General features: G+C 62.2%; 27 protein-coding genes and 1 tRNA gene. 14 read left to right on the forward strand and 14 right to left on the reverse strand.

The genetic code is table 11. The features are described from left to right. The first annotated feature begins 12 nt into the window (after positions 1-12). Positions 13-426, forward strand: coding sequence for a universal stress protein (locus ACTIE1_RS02075; protein ID WP_439560038.1), 414 nt, complete (start codon positions 13-15; stop codon positions 424-426). Further along, a complete protein-coding gene (locus tag ACTIE1_RS02080) occupies positions 423-1,067 on the forward strand; it encodes a 5'-methylthioadenosine/S-adenosylhomocysteine nucleosidase (protein WP_439560037.1) in 645 nt (214 codons plus the stop codon). The genes ACTIE1_RS02075 and ACTIE1_RS02080 overlap by 4 nt, the downstream gene beginning before the upstream one ends. 23 nt (positions 1,068-1,090) lie before the next feature. Here ACTIE1_RS02080 and alr read toward each other — a convergent pair whose 3' ends face one another. Both alr and ACTIE1_RS02090 read right to left on the reverse strand, forming a co-directional pair. Next, positions 1,091-2,128, reverse strand: coding sequence for an alanine racemase (gene alr, locus ACTIE1_RS02085; protein ID WP_439560036.1), 1,038 nt, complete (start codon positions 2,126-2,128; stop codon positions 1,091-1,093). Positions 2,129-2,188: 60 nt separating this feature from the next. Then, positions 2,189-2,263: transfer RNA gene (locus ACTIE1_RS02090), tRNA-Thr, on the reverse strand. A gap of 96 nt (positions 2,264-2,359) precedes the next feature. Between ACTIE1_RS02090 and ACTIE1_RS02095 the strand changes: the two genes are divergently transcribed. The 11 genes from ACTIE1_RS02095 (at position 2,360) to recR (ending at position 11,859) form a co-directional block, all read left to right on the forward strand. Further along, the gene (locus tag ACTIE1_RS02095; protein ID WP_439560035.1) at positions 2,360-2,542 is read left to right on the forward strand and encodes a hypothetical protein; all 183 of its coding nucleotides are present in this window, start codon (positions 2,360-2,362) and stop codon (positions 2,540-2,542) included. An 11-nt stretch (positions 2,543-2,553) separates the two neighbouring features. Next, positions 2,554-3,822 carry a UDP-N-acetylglucosamine 1-carboxyvinyltransferase gene (murA, locus tag ACTIE1_RS02100; RefSeq protein WP_439560034.1) on the forward strand — a complete coding sequence of 423 codons (1,269 nt, stop codon included), beginning with the start codon at positions 2,554-2,556 and terminating at the stop codon, positions 3,820-3,822. Continuing rightward, on the forward strand, positions 3,819-4,304 hold the full coding sequence (locus ACTIE1_RS02105) for a DUF2948 family protein (RefSeq protein WP_439560033.1): 486 nt from the start codon (positions 3,819-3,821) through the stop codon (positions 4,302-4,304). Before murA ends, ACTIE1_RS02105 begins: the two co-directional genes overlap by 4 nt. Beyond that, positions 4,304-5,605 carry a histidinol dehydrogenase gene (gene hisD / locus ACTIE1_RS02110; RefSeq protein ID WP_439560032.1) on the forward strand — a complete coding sequence of 434 codons (1,302 nt, stop codon included), beginning with the start codon at positions 4,304-4,306 and terminating at the stop codon, positions 5,603-5,605. The genes ACTIE1_RS02105 and hisD overlap by 1 nt, the downstream gene beginning before the upstream one ends. A gap of 108 nt (positions 5,606-5,713) precedes the next feature. Beyond that, on the forward strand, positions 5,714-6,400 hold the full coding sequence (locus ACTIE1_RS02115) for a haloacid dehalogenase type II (RefSeq protein ID WP_439560031.1): 687 nt from the start codon (positions 5,714-5,716) through the stop codon (positions 6,398-6,400). Beyond that, a complete protein-coding gene (locus ACTIE1_RS02120) occupies positions 6,401-7,222 on the forward strand; it encodes an alpha/beta fold hydrolase (protein WP_439560030.1) in 822 nt (273 codons plus the stop codon). A gap of 23 nt (positions 7,223-7,245) precedes the next feature. After that, positions 7,246-8,199 (forward strand): threonine ammonia-lyase, encoded by a 954-nt coding sequence (locus tag ACTIE1_RS02125; protein WP_439560553.1) that lies wholly within the window; start codon positions 7,246-7,248, stop codon positions 8,197-8,199. Continuing rightward, positions 8,196-8,990, forward strand: a complete 795-nt coding sequence (pcaD, locus tag ACTIE1_RS02130; RefSeq protein WP_439560029.1) for a 3-oxoadipate enol-lactonase — start codon at positions 8,196-8,198, stop codon at positions 8,988-8,990. The genes ACTIE1_RS02125 and pcaD overlap by 4 nt, the downstream gene beginning before the upstream one ends. A gap of 127 nt (positions 8,991-9,117) precedes the next feature. Beyond that, on the forward strand, positions 9,118-10,884 hold the full coding sequence (locus ACTIE1_RS02135; RefSeq protein WP_439560028.1) for a DNA polymerase III subunit gamma/tau: 1,767 nt from the start codon (positions 9,118-9,120) through the stop codon (positions 10,882-10,884). A 15-nt stretch (positions 10,885-10,899) separates the two neighbouring features. Beyond that, complete coding sequence (locus ACTIE1_RS02140) at positions 10,900-11,244, forward strand: YbaB/EbfC family nucleoid-associated protein (RefSeq protein WP_439560027.1); 345 nt, start codon at positions 10,900-10,902, stop codon at positions 11,242-11,244. A gap of 12 nt (positions 11,245-11,256) precedes the next feature. Continuing rightward, the gene (gene recR, locus ACTIE1_RS02145) at positions 11,257-11,859 is read left to right on the forward strand and encodes a recombination mediator RecR (RefSeq protein ID WP_439560026.1); all 603 of its coding nucleotides are present in this window, start codon (positions 11,257-11,259) and stop codon (positions 11,857-11,859) included. A 21-nt stretch (positions 11,860-11,880) separates the two neighbouring features. Here the strand turns inward: recR and ACTIE1_RS02150 are convergent, their stop codons facing one another. The 6 genes from ACTIE1_RS02150 to ACTIE1_RS02175 all read right to left on the reverse strand — a co-directional run bounded on the left by ACTIE1_RS02150 (position 11,881) and on the right by ACTIE1_RS02175 (position 16,874). Further along, a complete protein-coding gene (locus ACTIE1_RS02150; protein ID WP_439560025.1) occupies positions 11,881-12,264 on the reverse strand; it encodes a DUF2237 family protein in 384 nt (127 codons plus the stop codon). Between the two features lie 69 nt (positions 12,265-12,333). Beyond that, a complete protein-coding gene (locus ACTIE1_RS02155) occupies positions 12,334-13,377 on the reverse strand; it encodes a DUF2332 domain-containing protein (RefSeq protein ID WP_439560024.1) in 1,044 nt (347 codons plus the stop codon). After that, positions 13,374-14,096: an aminoacyl-tRNA hydrolase gene (pth, locus tag ACTIE1_RS02160; protein ID WP_439560023.1), complete on the reverse strand. Its 723-nt coding sequence runs from the start codon at positions 14,094-14,096 to the stop codon at positions 13,374-13,376. The genes ACTIE1_RS02155 and pth overlap by 4 nt, the downstream gene beginning before the upstream one ends. 214 nt (positions 14,097-14,310) lie before the next feature. Next, the gene (locus ACTIE1_RS02165) at positions 14,311-14,934 is read right to left on the reverse strand and encodes a 50S ribosomal protein L25/general stress protein Ctc (protein ID WP_439560022.1); all 624 of its coding nucleotides are present in this window, start codon (positions 14,932-14,934) and stop codon (positions 14,311-14,313) included. Between the two features lie 159 nt (positions 14,935-15,093). Continuing rightward, positions 15,094-16,263 (reverse strand): alpha-hydroxy acid oxidase, encoded by a 1,170-nt coding sequence (locus tag ACTIE1_RS02170; RefSeq protein WP_439560021.1) that lies wholly within the window; start codon positions 16,261-16,263, stop codon positions 15,094-15,096. Positions 16,264-16,340: 77 nt separating this feature from the next. Then, positions 16,341-16,874, reverse strand: a complete 534-nt coding sequence (locus ACTIE1_RS02175) for a CoxG family protein (protein WP_439563237.1) — start codon at positions 16,872-16,874, stop codon at positions 16,341-16,343. A 154-nt stretch (positions 16,875-17,028) separates the two neighbouring features. On the opposite strand from ACTIE1_RS02175, the gene ACTIE1_RS02180 reads away from it, so the two are divergent. Beyond that, complete coding sequence (locus tag ACTIE1_RS02180; RefSeq protein WP_439560019.1) at positions 17,029-17,694, forward strand: GntR family transcriptional regulator; 666 nt, start codon at positions 17,029-17,031, stop codon at positions 17,692-17,694. A gap of 182 nt (positions 17,695-17,876) precedes the next feature. Here the strand turns inward: ACTIE1_RS02180 and ftsH are convergent, their stop codons facing one another. The 6 genes from ftsH to ACTIE1_RS02210 form a co-directional block, all read right to left on the reverse strand. Further along, a complete protein-coding gene (gene ftsH, locus ACTIE1_RS02185) occupies positions 17,877-19,799 on the reverse strand; it encodes an ATP-dependent zinc metalloprotease FtsH (RefSeq protein ID WP_439560018.1) in 1,923 nt (640 codons plus the stop codon). Positions 19,800-19,950: 151 nt separating this feature from the next. Beyond that, positions 19,951-21,225 (reverse strand): tRNA lysidine(34) synthetase TilS, encoded by a 1,275-nt coding sequence (gene tilS / locus ACTIE1_RS02190; RefSeq protein WP_439560017.1) that lies wholly within the window; start codon positions 21,223-21,225, stop codon positions 19,951-19,953. Beyond that, positions 21,216-22,061 (reverse strand): tetratricopeptide repeat protein, encoded by an 846-nt coding sequence (locus ACTIE1_RS02195; protein WP_439560016.1) that lies wholly within the window; start codon positions 22,059-22,061, stop codon positions 21,216-21,218. Before ACTIE1_RS02195 ends, tilS begins: the two co-directional genes overlap by 10 nt. A 4-nt stretch (positions 22,062-22,065) precedes the next feature. Beyond that, entirely contained in the window at positions 22,066-22,605 is a 540-nt protein-coding gene (gene pal / locus ACTIE1_RS02200) for a peptidoglycan-associated lipoprotein Pal (RefSeq protein ID WP_439560015.1), read from the reverse strand. Positions 22,606-22,656: 51 nt separating this feature from the next. Next, a complete protein-coding gene (gene tolB, locus ACTIE1_RS02205) occupies positions 22,657-23,982 on the reverse strand; it encodes a Tol-Pal system beta propeller repeat protein TolB (protein ID WP_439560014.1) in 1,326 nt (441 codons plus the stop codon). Further along, the gene (locus ACTIE1_RS02210; RefSeq protein WP_439560013.1) at positions 23,979-25,175 is read right to left on the reverse strand and encodes a cell envelope biogenesis protein TolA; all 1,197 of its coding nucleotides are present in this window, start codon (positions 25,173-25,175) and stop codon (positions 23,979-23,981) included. Before ACTIE1_RS02210 ends, tolB begins: the two co-directional genes overlap by 4 nt. Positions 25,176-25,195: the final 20 nt, after the last annotated feature.

The raw sequence follows: 25,195 nt of genomic DNA on the forward strand, positions 1-25,195 counted from the left end.
AAGGAGCGTCTGATGTATAAGCATATTCTGGTGACTGTCGCATATGATGAGGGCCATGATGCCGGTCCGTCCTTGCAGGTGGCGCGCAAGCTGGCAGATGACGGGGCGCAGATCAGTTTGATCCATGTAATGGACCCGCCGCCCAGTTTCGCCCTGAGTTACCTGCCTGACGGCTGGCGCGATGAGATGCGCAACGCGATCGAGGCTGATCTGGGCCAGCTGGCGCAGGGTTGGGAAAATACCGCCGTGCATGTCAGTGAAGGGGACGCCGCGCAGCAGATCCTTGATGTCGCACAGTTACAATCTGTGGATTGCATTGTCATCGCGTCGCACCGGCCAGGCACGCAGGGGCTGTTTCTGGGGTCTACGGCCAGCAAGGTGGTATCGCGCGCCCAATGCGCCGTCCATGTGGTGCGGCGCGCATGACGCTTGCACATATGGGCGGCTATCGGGTGTTGTTCCTGATGGCCGCCCAAGCGGAATATGGCCCGCATTTGCGCGCGCGGTTTTCACCGGTTGTGACCGGTGTGGGACCGGTCGAGGCGGGCGTGGTCGCATCGGCCACACTGACGGCCATGCAAGCTGACGGGGGGCTGCCCGATCTGGTCGTCTCTCTCGGGTCGGCGGGATCGGCACGCCTGCAGCATTGTGGCGTGTATCAGGCAAGCGTGCTGGCCTATCGCGATATGGATGCGTCGCCGCTGGGGTTTGAACGGGGTGTCACGCCGTTTCTGGACCAACCCGCCCAGATTGCGCTGTCACACAGGATACCCGATATTCCAAGTGCCAGCCTGTCCACAGGTGGGGCGGTGATATCGGGGGATATGTATCGCGCCATTGCGCAGGATATGGTCGATATGGAAAGTTATGCCGTGCTGCGTGCCTGCCAGCGTGTTGAGCTCCCCTTGATCGTGTTGCGCGGCATTTCAGATGGTGCGGCGCCGCTGGACGGGTTGCACGACTGGACCGCGTATTTGCACATAATTGACGAAGGGCTGGCGCAGGCCGTGGACAAGCTGGCGACTGCGCTTGACACAAGGGCTGTCAATCTTAATTCAAAACATTAAGATACATTTCTAAATTACTGATATTATAAATAAACCATATTATATCGTTGACCCAAAGATGTCAGTATCTCATACCCGATTGTGCCAATCATATCTGCGATGTCATCCACACCTTGTTGCGGGCATAGCAGGTCCAGCGTTTCCGGCGGCTGTGTCAACGCGCTGACATCAATCGTCAGCAAATCCATCGAGACACGGCCCAGAAGCGGGCAAGGCGTGGTGTCGTGCCACAAGATGGCTTTGCCCGACAAGGCACGGTGTATCCCGTCGGCGTATCCTGCGGCAATCGTGGCCACGCGCATGTCACGGGGGGCCGTGTAACTGTTGCCATAGCCCACCGTTTCCCCTTTGGTGACAATGCGTGTCTGGATGACCGGAATGGACAGGCGCACGACGGCACGCGCATCGCCATAGGGCTGCCCGCCATACAGGCCGATTCCCGGACGTGTCAGGTCGAAATGATAGTCCGGCCCCAGCAAGACACCGCCCGTGGCCGACAGGGACCGCGCAACGCCGGTCCCGTCGGTCATGCGCCGGAATTCTGCCAGTTGCTGCGCATTCATCGGGTGGTCGGGATCATCCGCGCAGGCCAGATGCGACATGACCAGCGCGCAGGGACCGGCCAGCAGATCGGGCGCAAGTGCTGCCCAGTCCTGTGCTTCCATGCCCAGCCGGTTCATGCCGGTATCAAGCTGCACGCCATAGGGGTGGTCGGGCAGGGCCGCACGGTGGCGCTGCACCTGTTCGGGGGCGTTCAGCATGGGAATCAGGTTGGCGCCCGAAATCAGGGCCGCATCGCCCTGCATATGCCCGCCATAGACGTGAATGGGCAGGTTGGGGCCAAGTGCGGCGCGCAAGGCCGCCCCTTCTTCGGCAACAGCCACGAAGAACCGCCGCGTGCCCGCCTGTGCCAGTGCGTTCGCGACCTGTCCCGCGCCCAACCCATAGCCGTTGGCCTTGACCGTCGCCGCTGTTTCAACACTTGCGGCGGATTTGTTGTCCAGCCCTGTCCAGTTTGCCTGAAGGGCGGAAAGATCGATGTGAAGCTGTGCTTGTCCCATGGTGCCGCGATTGCGCCAAGCCCGCGTCAAGGTCAAGACAGAAAATGAACGGGCATGGAATGGTGCTGCTGGAGAGATTTGAACTCTCGACCTCTCCCTTACCAAGGGAGTGCTCTGCCCCTGAGCTACAGCAGCGTAACGCGGTGGCGATGGGCGGCTAGGTAGTCTGAAAATTTTGCACACGCAACCCCCAATCTGGACGCTTTTTCAAACTTCGGATACCAAGGGCGCATGACCCAGCAAAAACCGAACCCCACACGCAGCCCGAAAACCCCGCCAGACCCGCGCGCTGCACGGTTGAAAGCGGCGCTGAAAGCGAATATCGCCAGACGCAAGGCGCAGGCGCGCGCGCGTGACGGGCAGGACATGTCCAGTGATCATGCCGCGCAGGATACAACGCATCATAACGAATAAGGGCACGCAGTATGGATTCGATCGTCATTACCGGCAATGGTCCCCTGAACGGGGTTATCCCCATTGCAGGGGCCAAGAATGCGTGTCTTACGCTGATGCCCGCCACGCTGTTGACGGACCAGCCGCTGACGCTGACCAACGCACCGCGTCTGTCGGATATCCGCACAATGACGGAATTGCTGGAATCACTGGGCGCTGAAGTGGCCAGCCTGCAAGACGGTCAGGTGCTGGCGCTGTCCAGCCATGACCTGAGCAGCCACCGCGCCGATTATGACATCGTGCGCAAGATGCGCGCGTCGATTCTGGTGCTGGGGCCGATGCTGGCGCGTGACGGGCATGCGGTTGTGTCGCTGCCCGGTGGCTGTGCCATCGGGGCACGGCCTGTGGATTTGCACCTGCGCGCCCTAGAGGCGCTGGGGGCCGAGCTGGACCTGCGCGACGGCTATGTCCACGCAAAGGCCGTGGGCGGGTTGCGAGGCGCGCGATTCGAATTTCCCATCGTGTCGGTCGGGGCCACGGAAAACGCGCTTATGGCGGCCACGCTGGCCAAGGGCACGACCATTCTGGAGAATGCCGCGCGCGAGCCCGAGATTGTGGATCTGGCGCAATGTTTGCGACGCATGGGCGCGCAGATCGAAGGCGAGGGCACAAGCACCATCACCATTCAGGGCGTGGCCACACTGGGCGCGGCCACGCATCCGGTCGTCACCGACAGGATCGAGCTGGGAACCTATATGCTGGCCCCTGCGATTGCGGGCGGGTCGGTGGAATGCCTTGGCGGGCGGCTGGATCTGGTGCAGGCCTTCGTCGACAAGTTGAACGACGCGGGCGTCGAGGTCGAGGAAACCGCCCGCGGGTTGCGCGTCACTCGCAAAACCGACCGTCTGCGCGCGGTCAATGTGTCGACCGAGCCGTTCCCCGGTTTCCCGACCGATTTGCAGGCGCAGTTCATGGCCGCAATGTGCACGGCAGATGGTGAGTCGGTGCTGGAAGAGCATATTTTTGAAAACCGCTTCATGCATGCGCCCGAACTTGCGCGGATGGGGGCGCGGATCGACGTCCATGGCGGCACGGCGCGGGTAACGGGTGTGGAACGGTTGCGCGGCGCGCCGGTCATGGCCACGGATCTGCGCGCGTCCGTGTCGTTGATCCTTGCGGGGCTGGCGGCAGAAGGGGAAACGGTGGTCAGCCGTGTGTATCACCTTGATCGCGGTTATGAACGGGTCGAGGAAAAGCTGGGTGCGTGCGGCGCGAAAATCGAACGGGTCAGCGCGCCATGAGTGACGCACGCTTCGAGGATGGCGCGGATAAACCGCTGCGGGTGCAGGCCCTTGATACGGATGATCTGAAAATCCTGTCGGCACTGGTGCAGGATGCCGTGTTGCCAGTGTCGGAAATGGCATGGGACCGCAAGAAGCGCCGCTTTGCCATGTTGCTGAACCGCTTTCGCTGGGAAGATCACGCGCGCGCCGACATTGCGGGGGACCATGAGCGTGTCCAGTCCCTGTTGGTCGTTGCTGATGTCATGGGCGTGGCCAGTCAGGGGTTTTCACGCCATGACACTGATCTGGTGCTGTCGATCCTGTCGATCGGGTTTGAGGCGGGCGAAGATGGCAGCGGGCATGTGTCTGTCATTCTGGCGGGGGATGGTGAAATCCGGCTGGCGGTTGAATGTCTGGATGTCGCGCTATCTGACGTGACGCGGCCCTACCGCGCGCCCTCGGGCAAGGTGCCGCACCACCCGTTAGACAAGGATAGCTGATGCCTGTTTTTCTTGACAGCCGCGATGCGGGATTTGAAGCAGCCTTTCGCGATGTGCTGAGTGCCAAGCGCGAGGATGCCGTCGATGTGGATGACACTGTTGCCGCGATTATTTCCGATGTGCGCACGCGCGGCGACGCGGCGGTGATCGATCTGACGTTGAAATTCGACAAGCTGGCGCTGACGCCCGACACGCTGGCCTTTTCCAGCGATGAAATCGATGCCGAATGCGCCCGCGTGCCCGCGCCGGAACGCGCGGCACTTGAACTGGCGGCGGCGCGCATTCGCGCCTATCACGACCGCCAGCGCCCTGACGATATGCGCTGGACGGATGACAGCGGCGCGGAACTGGGCTGGCGCTGGGGCGCTGTCGCGGCGGCGGGTCTGTATGTGCCGGGGGGGCTGGCCAGTTATCCGTCCTCGGTGCTGATGAATGCGATTCCCGCGCAGGTCGCGGGGGTGCAGCGTCTGGTCATGTGCGCGCCCACACCGGGGGGCAAGGTCAACCCGCTGGTGTTGCTGGCCGCCAGATTGTCCGGCGTGGAAACCGTGTACAGGATCGGTGGCGCACAGGCGATTGCCGCCATGGCTTACGGGACAGAGTCGATTGCCCCTGTGGACAAGATCACAGGGCCGGGCAATGCCTTCGTTGCGGCCGCCAAGCGCCGCGTTTTCGGGCGTGTGGGCATAGACATGATTGCAGGCCCGTCCGAAATTCTGGTCATTGCGGATGGCCAGTCGGACCCCGACTGGATTGCGCTGGACCTGTTGTCACAGGCCGAACATGACGAAAGCGCGCAATCCATCCTGATCACCACCGATGCCGCATTTGGCAAGGCCGTGGCGCAAGCCGTGGACAAGCGCCTTGAAACGCTGGAACGGCGCGCGATTGCGGGGGCAAGCTGGCGCGATTTCGGTGCGATCATTACAGTGCGCGACCTGTCCGAGGCGGCGGCCCTGTCCGACCGGATCGCGCCCGAGCATCTGGAACTTTGCGTGGCCGACTCCGAGGCCCTTCTGGGCCAGATCAGCCATGCAGGCGCGGTGTTTCTGGGACATTGGACGCCCGAGGCAATTGGCGATTACATCGGAGGGCCGAACCATGTGCTGCCCACGGCGCGGTCTGCGCGGTTCTCATCGGGTCTGTCGGTGCTGGATTTCATGAAGCGCACGACATTGGCACGCATGACCCCTGCGGCGCTGGCCGCGATCGGACCGGCGGCGGAACAACTGGCGCAATCGGAAAGCCTGGAGGCGCATGGCCTGAGCGTGCGCGCAAGGCTGGACCGGCTGAACGGCTGATGCGGGCTGCAACACTGGCGTTGTGCGGTTGAGTATTTTTGGCAAGATGAAACCGGCAAGGGGCTGAAACAGTTTTGCAGGTTGCGTTTGAAAGATAAGGAGACGCGCATGACCATCCGCCTGTGTGTGTTCGATGCCTATGGCACGCTGTTTGATGTGGACGGGGCTGCGCGCGCGGCTGCGCGCGAGCCGGGCGGTCAGGCATTGGCGGATAGCTGGGCGCAGGTCTCGGCCAGCTGGCGGCGCAAGCAACTGGAATATACATGGCTGCGCGCCGCTGCCGGCCATCATACCGATTTTGCACAGGTGACGGCGGACGCGCTGGATTGGGCGCTGGAAGATGCGGGGCTTGAGGGGGCAGGCCTGCGCGCGCGGCTTCTGGCGCTGTATCAGGAACTGCCTGTCTTCGCGGAAGTGCCGGACACATTGCGTGCGCTGGCTGACAACGGCAAGGAGCTGGCCATTCTGTCCAATGGAACGCCGGACATGCTGGCATCTGCGGTGCGCGCAGCAGGGCTGGAGGGTGTGTTTCAGGCGGTTTTGTCAGTCGAGGATGTGGGCGTGTTCAAACCTGCCACCGCAGTTTACGACATGGTGGGCGCGCGCTTCGGGGTTGCCCCGCAAGAGGTTCTATTCATTTCGTCCAATGGCTGGGACATTTGCGCAGGCGCGGCCTACGGGTTCCGCACGCTGTGGGTCAACCGTGCGGGCGCGCCCCCGGACCGGTTGTTCGGGCGGCCTGATGCGACTGCCCGCGACTTGCATGGCCTGCTGGCGCAAATGGGGGGGCTCTAGATGCCGTTTTTCACCGCGTCCGACGGGGCGCAGTTGCACTACTCGGATACAGGACATGGGCGCGCGCTTCTGTGCCTGTCGGGGCTGACGCGCAATGGAGCCGATTTCGACTATCTGGCGCCGCATCTGCCGCCGCTGCGCATGGTGCGGCTGGATTACCGAGGGCGGGGGCAGTCGGAATGGACAGGCGCGGACAGCTACACCGTGCCGCGCGAAGGGACGGATGCGCTGGAATTGCTGGATCATCTGGGGCTGGAACAAGCGGCAGTTCTGGGCACATCGCGCGGCGGGATCATTGCCATGTATCTGGCTGCGGTGGCCCATGACAGGTTGCGCGGGATCTGCCTGAATGATGTGGGGCCGGTGGTTGATATGGACGGGCTGAAGCGCATTTCCGACTATATCGGGCGCACCCCTGCAGCGCGCAGCCATGCCGAGGCCGCGATGGCCCTTGCGCGCGCGCATCCGGAATTCCACGATGTTCCGGCAGGCCGGTGGGCGCAAGAGGCGCGCAAGCATTTCATCCAGACCGATCAGGGGCTTGACCTGAATTATGATCCCGCGCTGCGCGATGCCTATCTCGCCGCGATGGAGGGGGGGGGCGGTGATCTATGGCCGCTGTTCGAGGCCTGCGCCGGTTTGCCGCTGGCGGTCATTCGCGGGTGCAATTCCAACCTGCTGAGCGCGGCGACAGTGCAGCAGATGCAGGAGCGTCGCCCTGACATGATTCTTGAGGAAGTGCCAGGGCGCGGTCATATCCCGTTTCTGGACGAGGCGGAATCGCTGCGTGCGATTCATCAATGGTTGGGAATGTGCCTGTGAACAACACATCTGTGAATATTGATATGATCGCGGCTGCAAGCCTGCGCTTGCAAGGCCATGCGCGGCGCACGCCGTTGCTGTCGTCCCCCTTTCTGGACAGGATTGCGGGGCGCAAGGTGCTGGTCAAGGCCGAATGCCTGCAACATACCGGCAGTTTCAAGTTTCGCGGTGCGTGGTCTGCGGTGACGGCTCTGCCAGATGATGTGCGCGGCGTCATTGCCTTTTCATCGGGCAATCATGCGCAGGGCGTGGCCTATGCCGCACAGCTGCGCGGATTGCCGGCGGTCATCATCATGCCGCGCGATGCGCCCGCCATCAAGATTGCCAATACCCGCGCATTGGGCGCCGAAGTCGTGCTGTATGACCGCGCGTCCGAGGATCGCGACGCGCTGGGGGCGAAACTTGCTGCCGAACGCGGGTTAAGCCTGATCCAGCCCTTTGACCACCCGCAGGTGATCGCGGGGCAGGGCACAACAGGGCTGGAGATTGCCGAACAGGCCGCAGAACACGGGGTCACATCTGCACAGGTGCTGGTGTGTTGCGGTGGCGGCGGGCTGACATCAGGGATCGCGCTGGCGTTGGAGCGCCATGCCCCCGACATGCTGGTGCGCACCGTTGAACCCGAAGGGTTTGACGATGTTGCCAAATCGCTGGCGCAAGGGCAGGTGGTCACCCACCCGCTGCGCACCGGCCTGTGCGATGCGATTGTAACGCCCGCGCCGGGGCAGCTGACATGGCCGCTATTGCAACGCCTGTGCGGGCCGGGGCTGGTGGTCAGTGACGCGCAGGTTCTGGCGGCCATGGCGCTGGCGCATGAGCGGCTGAAAATCGTCGTGGAACCGGGCGGGGCGGTGGCGCTGGCGGCGGCGCTGTTCCTGCCCGATCAGATCGAAGGTGACAGCGTGATCGTGACCGTCTCCGGCGGCAATGTGGACCGCGACGTGTTCCAGCGGGCACTGGATGCCGCGCCCGCATGACGATCTCGGCAGGTGGCCTGCATTACCGGATTTCCGGCCCGCCTGACGGTCCGGCGCTGGTGCTGTCATCAAGTCTGGGCTGTGATCTGCGCGTCTGGGCACCGCTTTTGCCGCATTTGCCCAAGGGTGTGCAGGTCATCTGCTATGACCATCGCGGGCATGGGAAATCACTTGCGCCGCAAGGGCCTTACTCCATGGGCCAGCTTGTGCGCGACACCGAAACCCTGCTGGATGAGCTGGGCGTGGGGAATTGTGTTTTTCTGGGGCAGGGCCTGGGCGGGCTGATCGCGCAGGGGCTGGCCACCAAACGCCCCGATCTGCTGCGCGCACTGGTCTTGTCGGGCACAGGCGCACGGTTGGAAACGGGCGCGATCTGGACTGCGCGGGCCGCCCTTGTGCAGGCGCGGGGCATATCGGCACTGTCTGCGCAGGTGTTGAAAGGGTGGTTTACGCCTGCGTTCTTGCGCAGCCCTGCGGCAGTGCAATGGCGGGACATGCTTCATGATTGTCCGCCCCATGGCTGGGCGGGCTGTGCACAGGCCATTGCAGGCAGTGATTTCTATACGACCACAGCCGCCTTGCACCTGCCTGTGCTGGGGCTGGCGGGCGACCGCGATGGCCTGACCCCGCCCGATCTGGTGCGTGAAACCACGCAACTGGTCACGGGCGCGCAATTCGCGATCATCCGCCGCGCAGGCCATTTGCCCCAGATCGAGCAGCCGGAAGCCTTCGCGCTGCATGTGACCGGCTTTTTGCGGGACAATGACAGGCTTGCGCAGCGACCGTGTTGATTTCATCTTGCAAAGAATACTCAAATACCGCGCCTGCATGCTGCGCACCCCGTTCGCAGTGAAAACCCGTTTCCCATCGTGCCCGCGGCGCGCTAGGGTATGGGCACCATAACCAAGGCTTGACCCCATGACTGACAGCCAAACCCCCTATCAGGTTCTGGCGCGCAAATACCGCCCCGAGAGTTTTGCCGATCTTATCGGGCAGGACGCGATGGTGCGCACCCTGCGCAATGCTTTCGCGGCAGACCGTATTCACCATGCGTTTGTGATGACCGGCATTCGTGGCACCGGCAAGACGACCACGGCGCGAATCATCGCCAAGGGGTTGAACTGTATTGGTGTGGACGGGCAGGGCGGGCCGACAACGGAACCTTGCGGGCAGTGCGAACATTGCCGCGCCATTACCGATGGCCGCCATGTCGATGTCATGGAAATGGACGCGGCCTCGCGGACAGGTGTGGGCGACATTCGCGAAATCATCGACAGTGTGGCCTATCGCGCGGCATCTGCGCGCTACAAGATCTATATCATCGACGAAGTGCACATGCTGTCGAATTCGGCCTTCAACGCGCTGTTGAAAACGCTGGAAGAACCGCCTGCGCATGTGAAATTCATCTTTGCCACAACCGAAATCCGCAAAGTGCCCGTTACGGTGCTGTCGCGCTGCCAGCGGTTCGATCTGCGCCGTGTCGAACCGGAAGTGATGATCGCGCATCTGGCCCGCGTCGCACAGGCCGAAGGCGGGCAGGTCGCAGATGATGCGCTGGCGCTTATCACCCGCGCGGCCGAAGGGTCGGTGCGCGATGCCATGTCGCTGCTGGATCAGGCCATAAGCCATGGCGCCGGCGAAACCAGCGCCGATCAGGTGCGCGCCATGTTGGGGCTTGCGGACCGTGCGCGGGTTCTGGACCTGTTTGACCAGATCATGCGCGGTGATGCGGGCGCGGCGCTGGCGGAACTGTCCGCGCAATATGCCGACGGGGCGGACCCGATGGCCGTGCTGCGCGATCTGGCCGAGATTACACATTGGCTTAGCGTGACCAAAGTGACCCCTGATGCGGGCAATGACCCCACCATCAGCCCTGATGAACGCGACCGGGGTGCAGCCATGGCGCAGGCCCTGCCGATGCGGGTGTTGACGCGGGCGTGGCAAATGCTGCTGAAAGCGCTGGAAGAAGTGGCCGCTGCCCCCAATGCGATGATGGCCGCCGAAATGGCGATCATTCGCCTGACCCATGTGGCCGACCTGCCCAGCCCCGAAGAGCTGTTGCGCAAATGGCATGACCAGACCCCGCCATCCCCGCCCGCTGGCGGTGGGGGCAGTGTGCGGGCCCCGGCGGGGGCGGGGGCTATGGCGCGCAGCGGCGGGGCCGGTGCGGGACCATCGGGCGGGCATGCGGGCGCGGGTGCACCACAGGCGGCGCTGGCAGGGGCGGCCCCCGCGCTGGCCTATTATCCGCAATTTGACGATGTCGTGTCATTGATTCGCGACAAGCGCGACATGGCCCTGCTGGTCGAGGTGGAAACCTGTTTGCGCCTTGTGCGCTACAGCCCCGGCCGGATCGAATTTGAACCGACGGCAGATGCCGCGCCTGATCTGGCCTCGCGGCTTGCGGGGCGCTTGCAGACATGGACCGGCGCGCGTTGGGGGGTGTCGGTCACATCGACAGGCGGTGCGCCCACCCTGGCCGAGATTCGCGCGCGCGAACGCAGCGCGCAGGAAGCCGAAGCCATGGAGAATTCATTGGTGGCTGCCGTGATTCAGGCATTTCCACAGGCGCGGATTGCCGATATTCGGGACCTGACCCCGCCGGATGCGCAGATCGAAAGCGAAGCACTTGCCCCCGTCGAGGATGAATTGGACCCCGATTGGGACCCGTTTGACGACACATGACGAAAGGACACGGACATGTTCAAAGGTATGGGTGGACTTGGCGATATGGCCAAGATGATGAAAACCGCGCAGGAAATGCAGGGCAAGATGGCGCAGCTTCAGGAAGACCTGAAATCCATCATGGTGACCGGCGAATCCGGTGCGGGGCTGGTCAAGGCCACGGCCACGGCGAAAGGGGAATTGACGGGGCTGGATATTGATCCGTCGATTTTCAATGTCGATGAGAAGGAAGTGGTCGAGGATTTGATTCTTGCGGCCATCAAGGATGCACAGGCCAAGGCCGAAGCGCGTTCCAAGGAAGAAATGGGCCGTATGGCCGAAAGCCTTGGATTGCCGCGCGACATGAACCTGCCGTTCTAGACCCGGCCGCATATGGACCGTGCCCCCAATGATATAGAGGCGCTGATCGCACAGATGGCGCGCTTGCCCGGTCTTGGGCCGCGGTCGGCGCGGCGTCTGGTCCTGCATCTTATCCAGCGCCGCGACCAAAGCCTGCGCCCGCTTCTGGCGGCGCTGGAGCGCGTGACGCAGACAGCGCAGCCCTGCGCGCAATGCGGCAACATCTCGACCGCGCCGGTCTGCGCGATCTGCACTGATGACGCCCGCCGCGCGCGTGGTGAAATCTGCGTGGTCGAAGATGTCGCCGATCTATGGGCCATGGAACGCGGGGGCGTATTTCAGGGGCAGTACCATGTTCTGGGCGGCACGCTGTCGGCGCTGGATGCTATCGGGCCGGATGATCTGCGCATTCCCGAACTTGTGGCGCGGATCAACGAGATGGGCGCGCGCGAAGTGATCCTTGCCTTGGGGGCCACCGTCGATGGCCAGACAACCGCGCATTACATTGCCGATGCGCTAGCCCCGACCGGCGTGACGATCACGGCACTGGCCCAAGGCGTCCCCATGGGCGGAGAACTGGATTTTCTGGATGACGGCACAATCGGCGCGGCGCTTCGGGCGCGCAAATCATTCTGATCTTCCGGCCTTGTCCAGTGCCTATTGCGGATCAATCGCATAGGTTTGCAATACGATAAGCGGCACAATTTCCAGCGTCTTTTGATGGGTTGCCGTCAGCCGGACTTGTGGGGCCACATTTTCCTGATGGGCTTGCAAGAAACGTGCCGCACACAGGCACCATTGATCCCCCGGTTTCAACCCCGGAAAGGCATGTTCAGGACGCGGGGTCGACAGATCATTGCCCAGATATTTTGAATAGGCCAGAAATTCGGCGGTCATGATCGCACATACCGTGTGCCTGCCCTGATCCTGATCGCAGGTATCGCAAGACCCGTTGCGGAAAAACCCTGTCATTGGTGCGTGTGAACAGCTTTCCAACGTGCCACCCAGCACGTTCAACGATGGCTCCATCCTGATTGTCATGTTGCTCTCCTGTTTTGCGGGCATTCGGGGCGCGTGACAGATATGCGGCGTGGTGTTGTTCAGTGTTGTTCAGGCCGGTGGCATGGGGGCGCGCCAGTCCACCCATGCGCCATGAAAATCGGCGCGGCCCAGATCAATACAATCCCCGGCAGGCCATAGTGTCAGGGTCAGCCGCGCCCCCGGTCCTTCCCCGTCATCTTCCATGGCCAGATGTGCCATCGGTTCGTCATGGCGCAATCTGGCGCCTGCGCGTGCCAGTGCGGCAGTTCCACGTTCCTGCAAGTCCGGATCAAGATATTGCCAGACAATCGTATGATAGACAAAATGCAGCGCCTGCGGCAACGGGCGTGACAAGCGGCGCTCCAGCCAGTCGATCGCACAACCGCGCGTGATTTCGGGCCGCAGTGTCGCGGCAAGGTCAAGGGCCTGCGCGGTGCGTGACAGCCGTTCATGCTGGTCCGCCCAGATATAGCTTAGCAAGCGCTGCCTGTCGGCGACAGGGTCCAGCGGGTTCAGGTCGACACCTGCGCGCGCCCGAATGACGGGCGGTGCCAGCGGTGGGGGCGTGCCGTGCCAGTCGGGTGCCAGTGTCAATGCGGGATCGTCCGGCCCGTAGACCTGCCCGCCTGCCTGCAAGGCGTAATGATCCCAGATCAGGTTCAGCCCCGCGCTACTGCCCAGTTCCGACAAGACCAGCGGGCGGTTGAACGTGGCGGTCAACCAATGGGCAACCGCTATTATGACGGCGGCTCTGCGCAGTTCATTCGTCTGCGGGGCATGATCCAGTGTTGCAAGGATGGCGTTTTCATGCAGGCGCAACAGGGCCTCGATCGCGCGCCAAAGCTGGATGTCGGGAACAGTGGCATGCGCATCATACAGCCGCTTCAGAATGGGGGCCTGTCCGCACAGCACCAGATGATGCAGCGCCCCCGCAAGGCGCAGCGCGACAGCATCGGGTTTCAGCCGGTGTTCGGGCCAGTACAGCACCCTGTCGGCCACCGCGCGCCCCGGTGTCAGCCGGTCTGCCAGCAGACCCAGAACCCGCGCCGTTAATGGTGATCCCAGCGCGGCACAGGCCGCGGCCTGTGCGCGCGCATGATCCCGAAATGTCATTTGAACCTGTCCATCAGCCGTTGCAGTGGCGATCGTGCGTCTGCGGGCGTCTCCTGCTGCGGGGGGGCGGGCTTTGCTGTGGCGGGGTCCGGCTTCGGCTTCGGCTTGCGGGCTGTGTCGGCGGCTGGCTTGGGCGATGGTCCCTTGCGCTGCGGGGTCGTGTGCTGCGCAACCTTGTTGGAAAACCCTGCGCCATCCCCTGTGGCCAATGCGCCCGCGCCATCTGCAATGCCTTGCAGCAACGCCTCCAGCCAGTCGTGATCGGATTTTGCGAAATCGGACAGGACATAGGCCGAAACGCGGTCCTTGTGGCCCGGATGCCCGATGCCAAGGCGCACCCGCGCATAATCCGGCCCTGCATGGGCATGGATGGACCGCAAACCGTTATGGCCCGCATGCCCGCCACCCTGTTTCAGGCGCATTTTGCCGGGTGCAAGGTCCAGTTCGTCATGGAACACCACCAGATCCCCCAGCGCCAGCTTGTAAAATCGCATGGCTTCGCCAACGGATTGCCCTGACAGATTCATGAATGTCGCCGGTTTCAGCAGGACCAGCTTTTCCTGCCCGATCCGGCCTTCGGAGATGTCACCCTGAAATTTGCTGCGCCATGGTGCAAACCCGTGCGCATCGGCAATACGGTCCATGGCCATGAACCCGATATTATGCCTGTTGGCCGCATATTTCGATCCGGGGTTCCCCAGACCAACGAATAGTTTCATATGACATATCCCCTATATGCAGTGCAGCATAAAGGCGCGGCGCTTGGGTGAAAAGCGCTGAGTCCGCGAATTCTGTTCCAACCGCCCTGAATTGGCCGTGATGCGCGGCGCGCTTGAAACCGCACAGGCCTTGCCGTATCAGCCAACCGCAGACAGAAAACGGGGCACCTGTCTGGGTGCCCCGTGAATACTTCGCATTGCTGTTTGACACGCCTTATTCTTCGGCGGCTTCTTCCTCAGCGCCCTCTTCGTTGTCGGACGCAACCAGTGCGCGCGGCGCAGAGATGTTCGCGATCACGAAATCACGGTCGATCGTGGGCTTGGTTCCTGCGGGCAGGTCGATTGCCGAAATGGTGATCGTATCGCCAATTTTCAGGCCATCCAGATCAAAGACCAGCTTTTCAGGAATCTCGCCTGCCAGCACGTTCAGTTCCACCTCGGGGCGGACAACGGCCAGCATGCCACCACGCTTCAGACCAACACATTTTTCATGGTTGATGAATTCGACCGGAATAAACAGGTTGATGCGGCTGGTGCGACGCAGGCGCATCAGGTCGACATGTTCGGGCAGGCCATTCACGACATGGCGCTGAATGCCGCGGCAGATGACGCGCACATCTTCCTGACCTTCAACCTTCAGGTTGAACAGTGTTGACAGGAAACGGCCTGCCTTCAACTGTTTGATCAGGTAGTGGTAGTTGAAGTTCACGGGCAGCGGGTCTGCGCCACCACCGTAAACGATACCGGGTACTTTATGCTCACGACGAGCTTGACGAGCGGCCCCCTTGCCTGTCCCCGTCCGTACCTCGGCCAAAAGATCCGGGATCTCACCAGCCATTGGAATTCTCCATATGTTACAAGTTGAAATGCCCGCCTCCAAGGGTGCGGGCAATAAGTCAGGGGGCTATAGGGCAGATTCGGGCGCTTGAAAAGGGAAAACCGGCAGTGTGCCGTCACAAACCCTTGCCCTTTTGCGTCGGGCCGGACCGAGGCCCCGCTACAGCAGCACAGTCGGGTCACCGAAGCCCTGCGGCACATACAGGTTGTGCGGCCCCAGTTTGCGCAGATCGGTTTCGCCACAAAGGGCCATTGTGACATCCAGTTCCTTATGGATGATTTCCAGCGCCTTGGTGACACCGGCCTGACCCATTGCCCCCAATCCGTAGGTAAACGCGCGCCCGATATAAGTGCCCGTTGCCCCCAGCGCCAGCGCTTTCAGCACATCCTGACCGGAACGAATGCCGCTATCAAGATGCACTTCCACCTTGTCGCCCACCGCATCCATGATCGCAGGCAGCATCCGGATGGAACTGACAGCCCCGTCCAGTTGCCGCCCGCCATGGTTGGACACGATGATCGCATCTGCGCCAATTTCAACCGCGCGGCGGGCATCCTCGGGCTCCATGATCCCCTTGACGATCAGTTTGCCGCCCCACCATTCCTTGAATTGCGCGATGCGTTTCCAGTCCAGCGCCACGTCAAACGCTTCTGCCGTCCATGTCGACAGCGACGACGGGTCCGTCACCCCCTTGGCATGGCCCACGATATTGCCAAAGAAACGCCGCTTGGTGCCCAGCATTTCAAGGCCCCACGGTATTTTCGTCATCATATTGGCAATGGATCTGGGGGTCAGTTTCGGCGGGGCGGACAGGCCGTTTTTCAAATCCTTGTGGCGCTGGCCCAGCACCTGCAAATCCACTGTCACGACAATGGCCGAACACTGCGCGGCACGGGCGCGTTCAATCAGGCGGCGCATGAAATCATCATCTTTCAGGGTATAGACCTGAAACCAGAAGGGTTTGGTCGTGTGTTCGGCAACATCCTCGATCGAGCAGATTGACATCGTCGACAGGGTAAACGGCACGCCGAAGGCTTCGGCAGCGCGGGCGGCCTTGATTTCACCATCGGCTGATTGCATGCCGGTCAGGCCGACGGGCGCAAGGGCCACAGGCATGGCCACATCCTGCCCGATCATGCGCGACGCGGTGCTGCGGCCCGACATGTCAACGGCCACGCGTTGCTTTAACCGGATATGGCGGAAATCGCTAATATTCTCGCGGAATGTCTGTTCTGTCCAACTGCCGGATTCTGCATAATCGTAGAACATGCGCGGGGTGCGTTTTTCGTAGATACGGCGCAAATCCTCGATATTTGTAATGACCGGCATAGCGTCCCCCTGAAATTGGTAAGAATTTATTACCTTAAGGGCAGGGGGCGCGCAAGATGCACGCAAGGGGAAGGGGGTCAGCCCAGAATGCGTTTGACCCAGCCCTTGCGCGGTTCGGCGGTGTCGTCCGGGGCTGCGGGGGGCGGGGTTTGCGCATCGGATATGTCCGGCCCTTCGATCTGGTCCTGAAAACGGGTGAAGAATTCGCCAGCCATGCGGCGCGCAAATCCGTCCACGATACGGCTGCCAAGCTGCGCAAGTTTGCCGCCGACACTGGCGTCGACGTCATAATGCAACACCGTACCGCCATCGTCTGCCGCCTCCAGCCGGATCTGTGCGTGACCTTTTGCAAAACCGGCAGCGCCGCCCTTGCCCTCTCCGATCAATGTGCAGCTTTGCCCGTCAACGACATCGGCCATGGTGACCATGCCCTTGAATGTCGCTTTCACAGGGCCGACCTTCTGGACGACAACAGCTTCATAGCCGTCCTCGGGGTTGCCTGACAGGTCCTGACACCCCGGCACGCAGGCTTTCAGAACCTCTGGGTCGAACAGGGCTGTCCAGACCTGTTGCGGCGGGGCGGCGATCTGGCGGGTGTCGTTCATTTTCATCGGGGTGTTCCTGTGTCCTGTGGGCTGATGCGCAGGTTACGGAAAATGCGCGGAATATGAAATCAGGCTTTCGTCGTAGCGACTTTGGTATCATCATGGGGGGCGGTATGCGGGATGGATTGACGCGGTTTGCGTTTTGTGATCACGTTTTGACATGCCAAGATCAGTTTTGCGTCCGTCTGTTTCTGCCGAAGTTGCGCCGCTGTCTGCACATGACAGGGTGTATCGGGGGTTGCGCCAGCAAATCATGCATGGGGAATTGCCGCCGGGACATTCCCTGACCTTGCGCGGAATTGGCAAGTCCTTCGGGGTCAGCATGACGCCGGCCCGCGAGTCTGTGCGTCGCCTGTCGGCAGAAGGGGCACTGACCTTGTCGGCCTCGGGGCGGGTGACGACACCGGAACTTAGCAATGAACGCATCGAAGAACTGGCCTCGATCCGGGCGCTTCTGGAACCGGAACTTGGCAGCCGCGCGTTGCGGCGGGCGCATCTGGCGTTGATTGACCGGATGGATATTATCAATGCCGCCAATGCGCGCGCTGTCAATTTGCAAGACCCTGTGGAGTATATCCGCACCAATCTGGAATTTCACCGCACCTTGTATTTGCGCGCCCAAAGTCCCGCCATGCTGGGGTTGCTGGAAACCGTGTGGTTGCAGCTTGGCCCGACCATGCGCGCACTTTACACGCGCTTGCGGCGCACCACCGCACCGCCCCATCACCGCCTGATCCTGGAGGCGTTGCGCGCAGGCGATGATGCTGCGCTGCGCCTTGCGCTGCGCACAGATGTCACGCAGGGGCTGCGGCACCTTCAGGGGTGATTACGGCGTGTTTTCGGGCCTGGGGGCGTTTTGAGCCTTGCCCCAAGGTGCGGGCTTTATCCAAGCGCGAATGCCCGCAACCGTCCGGTTTCAGCCATCCCGATCTTTGCCCCTACCGCGTCACAGCGCGCATCAAAAAAGCCCCGGTGCAGGACCGGGGCTCTTTGTCGTATCGCCAGCACTTATGCCGAAGGTTCCGGTTCCATGCCATCGCCGCTTTCGTCGCCACGTTTGCGACCGCGCGTCTTGGGGATTGCGGCCACTGAAGGCGTGCCGCTGCTGGGTGTGTCGGCATCATCATCGTCACGGTTCAACGGCTCGCCGCGCATGACACGTTTGATTTCCGGCCCTGTCAGCGTCTCATATTCCAACAGGCCCTGTGCCAGATTTTCCAGATCATCCGCATGCTCGGTCAGGATACGTTTCGCCGTATCATAGCCTTCCTGAACCAACTGGCGCACTTTGTCGTCAATCATCTTCTGGGTCATGCTGGAATGGTTGGACCCGCCGCCATAGCTGCCAAGGTAGCTTTGCTGTTCATTGGCATAATCGACATAGCCCAGTTCGGGGTCAAAGCCGAATTGCGTGACCATGGCGCGGGCAATCTTGGTGACTTGCTGGATGTCGCTTGCCGCCCCCGATGTGACCGCATCTTCGCCAAAGGTCAGTTCCTCGGCCACGCGCCCGCCCATTGCCATGGCAATCTTGGATTTGTATTTGCGATAGCTGACCGACAACTGGTCGCGTTCGGGCAATGACAGCACCAGACCCAGCGCGCGACCGCGCGGAATAATGGTTGCCTTGTGGATCGGGTCGTGTTCGGGCACATGCAAGCCCACGACTGCGTGACCGGCTTCGTGATAGGCGGTCAGTTTCTTCTCATCCTCGGACATGACCATAGAGCGGCGTTCAGCCCCCATCATGACCTTGTCCTTGGCCGATTCAAAATCTTCCATTGTCACGAAACGGCGGTTTGACCGTGCGGCCATCAATGCGGCTTCATTGACAAGGTTCGCCAGATCAGCGCCCGAAAAGCCCGGTGTGCCGCGCGCGATGATGCGAAGGTCGACATTCGGACCCAGTGGCACCTTGCGCGCATGCACGCCCAAGATACGCTCGCGGCCCTTGATGTCGGGGTTTGGCACCTGCACCTGACGGTCAAAGCGACCGGGGCGCAGCAGGGCTGGGTCCAGCACATCGGGGCGGTTTGTGGCTGCCACGATGATGATGCCTTCATTGGCTTCAAACCCGTCCATTTCAACCAGCAACTGGTTCAGCGTCTGTTCGCGTTCATCATTGCCGCCACCATAGCCTACGCCACGCGACCGGCCCACAGCGTCGATTTCGTCAATAAACACGATGCAGGGCGCGTTTTTCTTGGCCTGCTCGAACATGTCGCGCACACGGCTGGCACCGACACCCACAAACATTTCGACGAAATCAGACCCCGAGATGGTAAAGAAGGGCACGCCCGCTTCGCCCGCGATGGCGCGTGCCAGCAGCGTTTTACCTGTGCCCGGAGGGCCGACCAGAAGTGCGCCTTTGGGGATTTTGCCACCAAGACGGCTGAATTTCTGGGGATTGCGCAGAAACTCGACAATCTCCTCCAGCTCGTCCTTGGCCTCGTCAATTCCTGCGACGTCATCAAAGGTGACGCGGCCGCTTTTCTCGGTCAGCAGTTTCGCCTTGGATTTGCCGAAACCCATGGCCCCGCCGCGCCCGCCACCTTGCATGCGGTTCATGAAATAGATCCACACCCCGATCAGCAGCAGGAAGGGCAGCCACAGCATAAGCGTGGACAGGAAACCCGATTGCTGTTGCGGGCGTGCCTCCACCGGGATGCCGGCATCCAGCAAACGCTGGGTCAAACCTGTGTCATCTGGTCGCACGGTCGAATATTGCTGGCCGTCACTGCCCACGAACACAATGCGTTCGCCATCAATGGTAACCCTGCTGACAGTGCCCGAATCGACCCGCTGGACGAAATCAGAATAATTCACGCTGCGCGCTGATGATGTGCCCTGATTGTTGCTGAACATGTTGAAAAGCATGATCATCAACAAAAACAGCACGATCCAGAAAGCGAAATTCCGTGCGTTGCCCACGGGCGTCTCCTTTGGTTTCGATCATGTGCCTGCGGTATGATGCAGCCCGAAGGCAGATACCTGTGCACCGTTCGTGGTGTTGTCGCGCCCAGACGCGCGGTTCTTACCCTTGTTACATAGCGATCAGAGTTCTGCAATCAATCAGCAGGGGTCAAGAAATGCGCGGCTTGGGCCAATTATGGTGTGTTTCCGCCTGCCAGCCGCAATCAGGCATGGCCAAAGGCGCCGCAATCAGGGTGGTTCCGCGCCAGATTGCGGGGCTGGCGATCAGGGACGCATAGGGCAGGCGCCAGATGTCGCGGGGGCGGCACTGATCTGCCCCCGCCGGTCCCAGTGCGGCAATGTGCAGATCCTGGGCATGTTCAGGCGGCGCGCCGGTCGGGGAAATATGCCAGCGGCTGTCCCAGGCATTCCCAAGCGGGGCGCGGGTCCGCGCGACCGCGTTATATTCGCGCGTGATCCGGATATGGGTCTTGCTGCGGGTCAGCAGGCAACCGTGCAATGTGGCCCGCGTTCCGGTGTTCAGGGCGGCTTGCAACGCGTCCAGACGCGGACGGTAGGGGTTGGCGCTGATCGCCTGAAGGGCGCGCGCCAGAAGCCGTGTGCGCGTATCCTGCGGCAAGGCGTTCAACGCGTCCGCGTCAAACATGAAATCACCGTGATCCAGTGTCAGAATGCGTGTGGCCTGCGCATTGGCCAGAAAATCCAGACTATCGCGTGCCGCGCGCAGTCTTTGGGCTGTTTGCGCCAGTTGCTGCGCATCCAGCCCCAACGCGGCCAGATGGTCCAGCGCGGCCCGCGCCTTGATCCGGTCAAAACGCGTATCCAGATTCGAGGGGTCCTCGATCCAGTCCTGCGCGATTGCGCGCAGATACTCGCGCAAGGCAGCGCGTCCGGTCGCAAGAAGGGGGCGCAGCCAGATGGTGCCATACGAGGCGTCGCGCGCGGCCATGCCCGACAACCCTTCGACCCCTGATCCGCGCGCAAGGCGCATCAGGAAGGTTTCTGCCTGATCGTCGCGCGTATGCCCAAGGGCCACAGCGTCCAGCGCATGCGTGCGCGCCCAGTGTGACAAAAGGTGTTTGCGGGCCTGTCTTGCATTGTCTTGCAGATTGCCGCGCCCGTCCCATCCGTGCCATTGTAGCGTGTCATGGCGCAGACCAAGGCGCGCGGCGCATCGGGCGACCATTGCGGCCTCACGCGCAGAGGCGGCGCGCAGCCCGTGATCGACAGTTGCCACCATCAGCGTTTTGTCGTGTTGCTGCGCCCAGTTATGCGCCAGACGCAGCAATGCCATCGAATCGCCGCCCCCCGAAACGGCCACCCCAAGCCGTGAAATCGGGTCATTTGCGCAGATTGCACGCATCTGCTTGGCGAAACCGGTCTGCAAGGCGCGGGTTTCCGTATCGCCTGCGTTCAGGGGCATTCTTGGCGGCTATGGGCATCGCGGCCCTGTTGCGCTTGGGGTGCATCGGGGAAGCGGGTGAACAGTTCCTCGAACATGACGCAGGCTTCGGCTGTTTGGCCCAGTTGTGCCAGGCTGTTGCCCAGTTCCAGCAGCGCATGGGGGGCGTCCGGTCCTTCGGGGTTGGCCAGATACAGGTTCAGCCATGTGCGCGCTGCATCCGCATCAGCGCCACTGTCACGCTGCGCCTGTGCCAGAAGCGCGCTTGCCTGCGCGCCCAGCGGACTGCCCGGATAGGTTTCCAGAAAGACCGACAACGCGGATTTTGCCGCGTCCGTGTCGCCCTCATCCAGTAGTGCGCGGGCCGCGTCGAAGGCGGATTGTTCGCCCGCTGCAAGCTGCGGCGCCTGTGCGGGGTCACTGACCCCGCCACTGGTCGCGCCGGTTTCACCGCCCAGCGGGGGCGTGGGCGGCAAGGACGATGTGTCCCCGCCTTCCAGTTCGGTCAGGCGGAATTCCATATCGCCAATGCGGTTTGACGCATCATCGACAACACGCCTGATACGGAATTCCAGCGCTTCGGCCCGTGCTGTCAAGGCGGCCAGTTCTTCGCGGATACGTTCCACCTGGTCGATCATACTGCCATCGAAGCCCTGCGTTTGTGCCGTACTGCCCGCACCAGAGGACAGGTTGGCCGCCAGTTCCGCGACCAATGCGCTAAGCGCACTGATCTCGCTGCGCAACTGGGCAAGGCTGTCACCCTGTTGCGCGGCTGGCGGCGTGTCTTGTGCGAATGCCGGGACCGAAACCGGTCCCAGCATTGCGATGGCGATGGTTGTAATCCGCAACAAGCGCATGATCTTACCCCGAAAGGCCGCCCGAAATTACCGTAACCGAGCGGCGGTTGATATCCCAGCAACGCTGTGCAGCACAGGCCTCGACCGGGCGTTCCTTGCCATAGCTGACGGTGCGCATGCGTCCGGCGCTGACACCCTGGCTGACCAGATATTGCATTACGGCATTTGCACGGCGTTCGCCAAGGGCCACGTTATATTCCCGCGTGCCGCGTTCATCTGCGTGGCCTTCGATGACGATCGCATATTGCGTGTTCGAGTTCAGCCAGCGGGCCTGCCCGTTCAGGGTTTCGCGCCCTTCGGGTGTCAGGCTGGAACTGTCAACCGTGAAGAAAACGCGGTCGCCGATGCGCTGGTTGAAATGTGCGATCGAGCGGGGGTCATTCGGGTCGCCCAGCTGGCCGGTGCTGATGCCGCCGCCAAAACCGTTATCGCCGCCGAACCCGTCAGCGCCGCCCCCGCCGAAAGTGCCGCCAGCGCGCGGGTTGTTACAAGCCGCCAGCGCCAGCGCGCCCAGCAAAAGAAGTGCTTTTGTAGTCAGTGTCATGGTCTATTCCTTGAACTTGGGTGTGAAGTACGGGTTTCCGGTTTTTTGTTGTCAGGGGCGCAATGGTCCCCAGGCTGGGTCTGATGCGGGGCCTTGTGTGGTCACCCGTCGCAGATTTCGTCCTGTGATATCAACCGAATATATGGACGGGTCACCGCCTTGTGCTTCGCGGGTGAACATAACCACGCGGCCATTGGGTGCCCATGTCGGCCCTTCGTCAAGGAAGGACGCTGTCAGCAGCCGTTCTTCCGACCCGTCGGTGCGCATGACCCCGATATGGAACCGGCCTGCATTGGATTTGGTGAACGCAATCAAATCGCCGCGCGGTGACCATACCGGTGTTGAATACCGCCCTTGTCCGAAACTGATGCGCCGCGCCTCTCCGCCACTTGCGGGCATGACATAGATCTGGCTGGTGCCTGACCGGTCGGATTCGAATGTGATGAACCGCCCGTCCGGCGAAAAGCTGGGCGCGGTGGCAATGGATGGCGAATTGGTCAACTGCGTTTGCTGGCCGTTTCGCAGGTCCATCCGGTACAGGTCGGTATTGCCGCCGCGCGCCAGCGAATAGACCAGCGACTGCCCGTCCGGCGCAAACCGCGGCGAGAAGGTCATGGCCCCGGGCTGGTCACCGACCATCTGGCGTTGCCGGTTTGACAGGTTCAGAAGTGTGATCCGCGGACTGCCCGATTCGTAGCTTGTGTAAACCACCCTGTCGCCAGTGGGGGACATGCGCGGCGCAATCACAAGGGACCGCCCGTCAGACAGGAACTCGACGTTTTCGCCGTCCTGATCCATGATCGCCAGACGCTTGGTCCGGTTGTCGCGCGCGCCTGATTCGGACACGAACACCACGCGGCTGTCGAAATAGCCATCCTCGCCGGTGATGCGGCTGTAGACGGCATCGGACACTTTATGTCCCATCCGGCGCCAGTCATCGGCTGTGCCTGCGAATTGCAGCCCCTGACCCAGTTGCTGGCCGGATACCACGTCATAGACACGGAATTTCACATTCATCCGGTTGCCAGAGACGGACACAGCGCCGGTAATCAGCGCCTGCACATTGACCGCGCGCCAGTCCGGGAAGCTGATGCCCGCGTCAAAGCTGCTGATCCGCGCGATATGGGCCTGTTGTGGCACCTCCCGGAACAGCCCCGTGCCGGTCAGGTTGGCGACCACCACGCGCGCCAATGCATCCGTATAGCGCGCGCCGCCGCTATCTTCGGCCACGAAGGCGGGCACGGCAATCGGCATCGGGTCAATGACGCCTTCGGTGATCTGAAGTCGCAAGGGCTGGGCTTGCGCAGGGGACGGGGCCGCGAACATTGTCATGCATGTCAGGGCAAGCAGGGGCAGAATCTGGAAAATCCGTGTCATCTGAGTCTCATGCCTTCAGGGTTGAATGTAATCTCTATATCACGCCACGCGTCATATTGCTCGGGGGGAAGGCCATAACCATCGCCTGCACAGCGGATGATTGCGCGCCGCGCCACTTCAAACGCTTGATTTATCGCCGCTTCCGACCCGCCGGATGCGCCCACAACGCGGATTGTGCCCTGTTCGGGCATGGCCGACGGGGTCATGGAAAAGCCCACCGTGACAGTGACCTGCAACGCTTCGGTCGACAGCGACACGATATTCCAGCATTGCTGGATTGCCAGCCGCAGCGCATCGGCCTGACTGGCGGACAGCCCTGTGCTGACGGGACCGGGGGCCGCGCTTTCGGCCAATGCTGCGGCCAGCGCATCATTGATCGCATCGGCTGGCGGCGCGGCCGGTTCGGGGTCCGGTGTCGGCGTGGGCGCAGGTGGTGTGGGGTCAGGCGCTGCCGCTGTCTGGGCGGGTTCAGGTTCGGGTTCGGGCGCAGGGGCCGGACGGTCCGGACGCGGGCGCGGGCGCTGGCTGATATTGGGCGCCGCAGCGGCGCGTTCGGTTGAACTGTCGTCGGTTTCGGTCGCTTCGGTCACGATTTCGGTCGTGGCTTCGGGCGGCGCAGTCTCGGGTTGCTCTTCCAGCGGCGCAGATTGCTCGTCACCCGGATCGGGTGTTGTCGCCGGTTGCGCGGCCAGATCGGTCTGGGCGTCTTCGGGCGGGGCTTCGGTCGGCACAGGGGCCACGCGGTCCACAGGGCGCGGGCGCGGGCGCTGGCTGGCCCCCGGTGTGGTTTGCGGTGAGAATATCACGCCGGTCGACGGGGCGGCAGGTTCCGGTTCCGGCTGGGGTTGCGGCGCGGGGTCCGGCGTTGGCACAGGCGGTGGCGGTGCGGGTTCCGGTTCAGGTTCCGGCGCGGGCGCAAGTGGGGGGGGCGGTGTAATGGCTGGCGCGGGTTCCGGATCCGGTTGGGGTTCGGCTGCAGGCGCAGGCGGGGGCGGCGCGCTGGCAGGCGCGGACAGGGCGGCGAATTCTTCCGAGGAGATCAGCGCAACATCGGTCACAGGAATGCTGGGCGCACGGTCGGGTGCCTGAAACAGATCAAACAGCATAACCCATGCGATCAACGCAATATGCGCCACGCCCGAGACTTTCTGCCCCGTGTCCAACCGTGATATGATGTCTGTTGCGACTGCCATGTGCCTGACCGGCTCTCTCA

The organism is Roseinatronobacter sp., from assembly GCF_051859525.1.
GTDB lineage: Bacteria > Pseudomonadota > Alphaproteobacteria > Rhodobacterales > Rhodobacteraceae > Roseinatronobacter.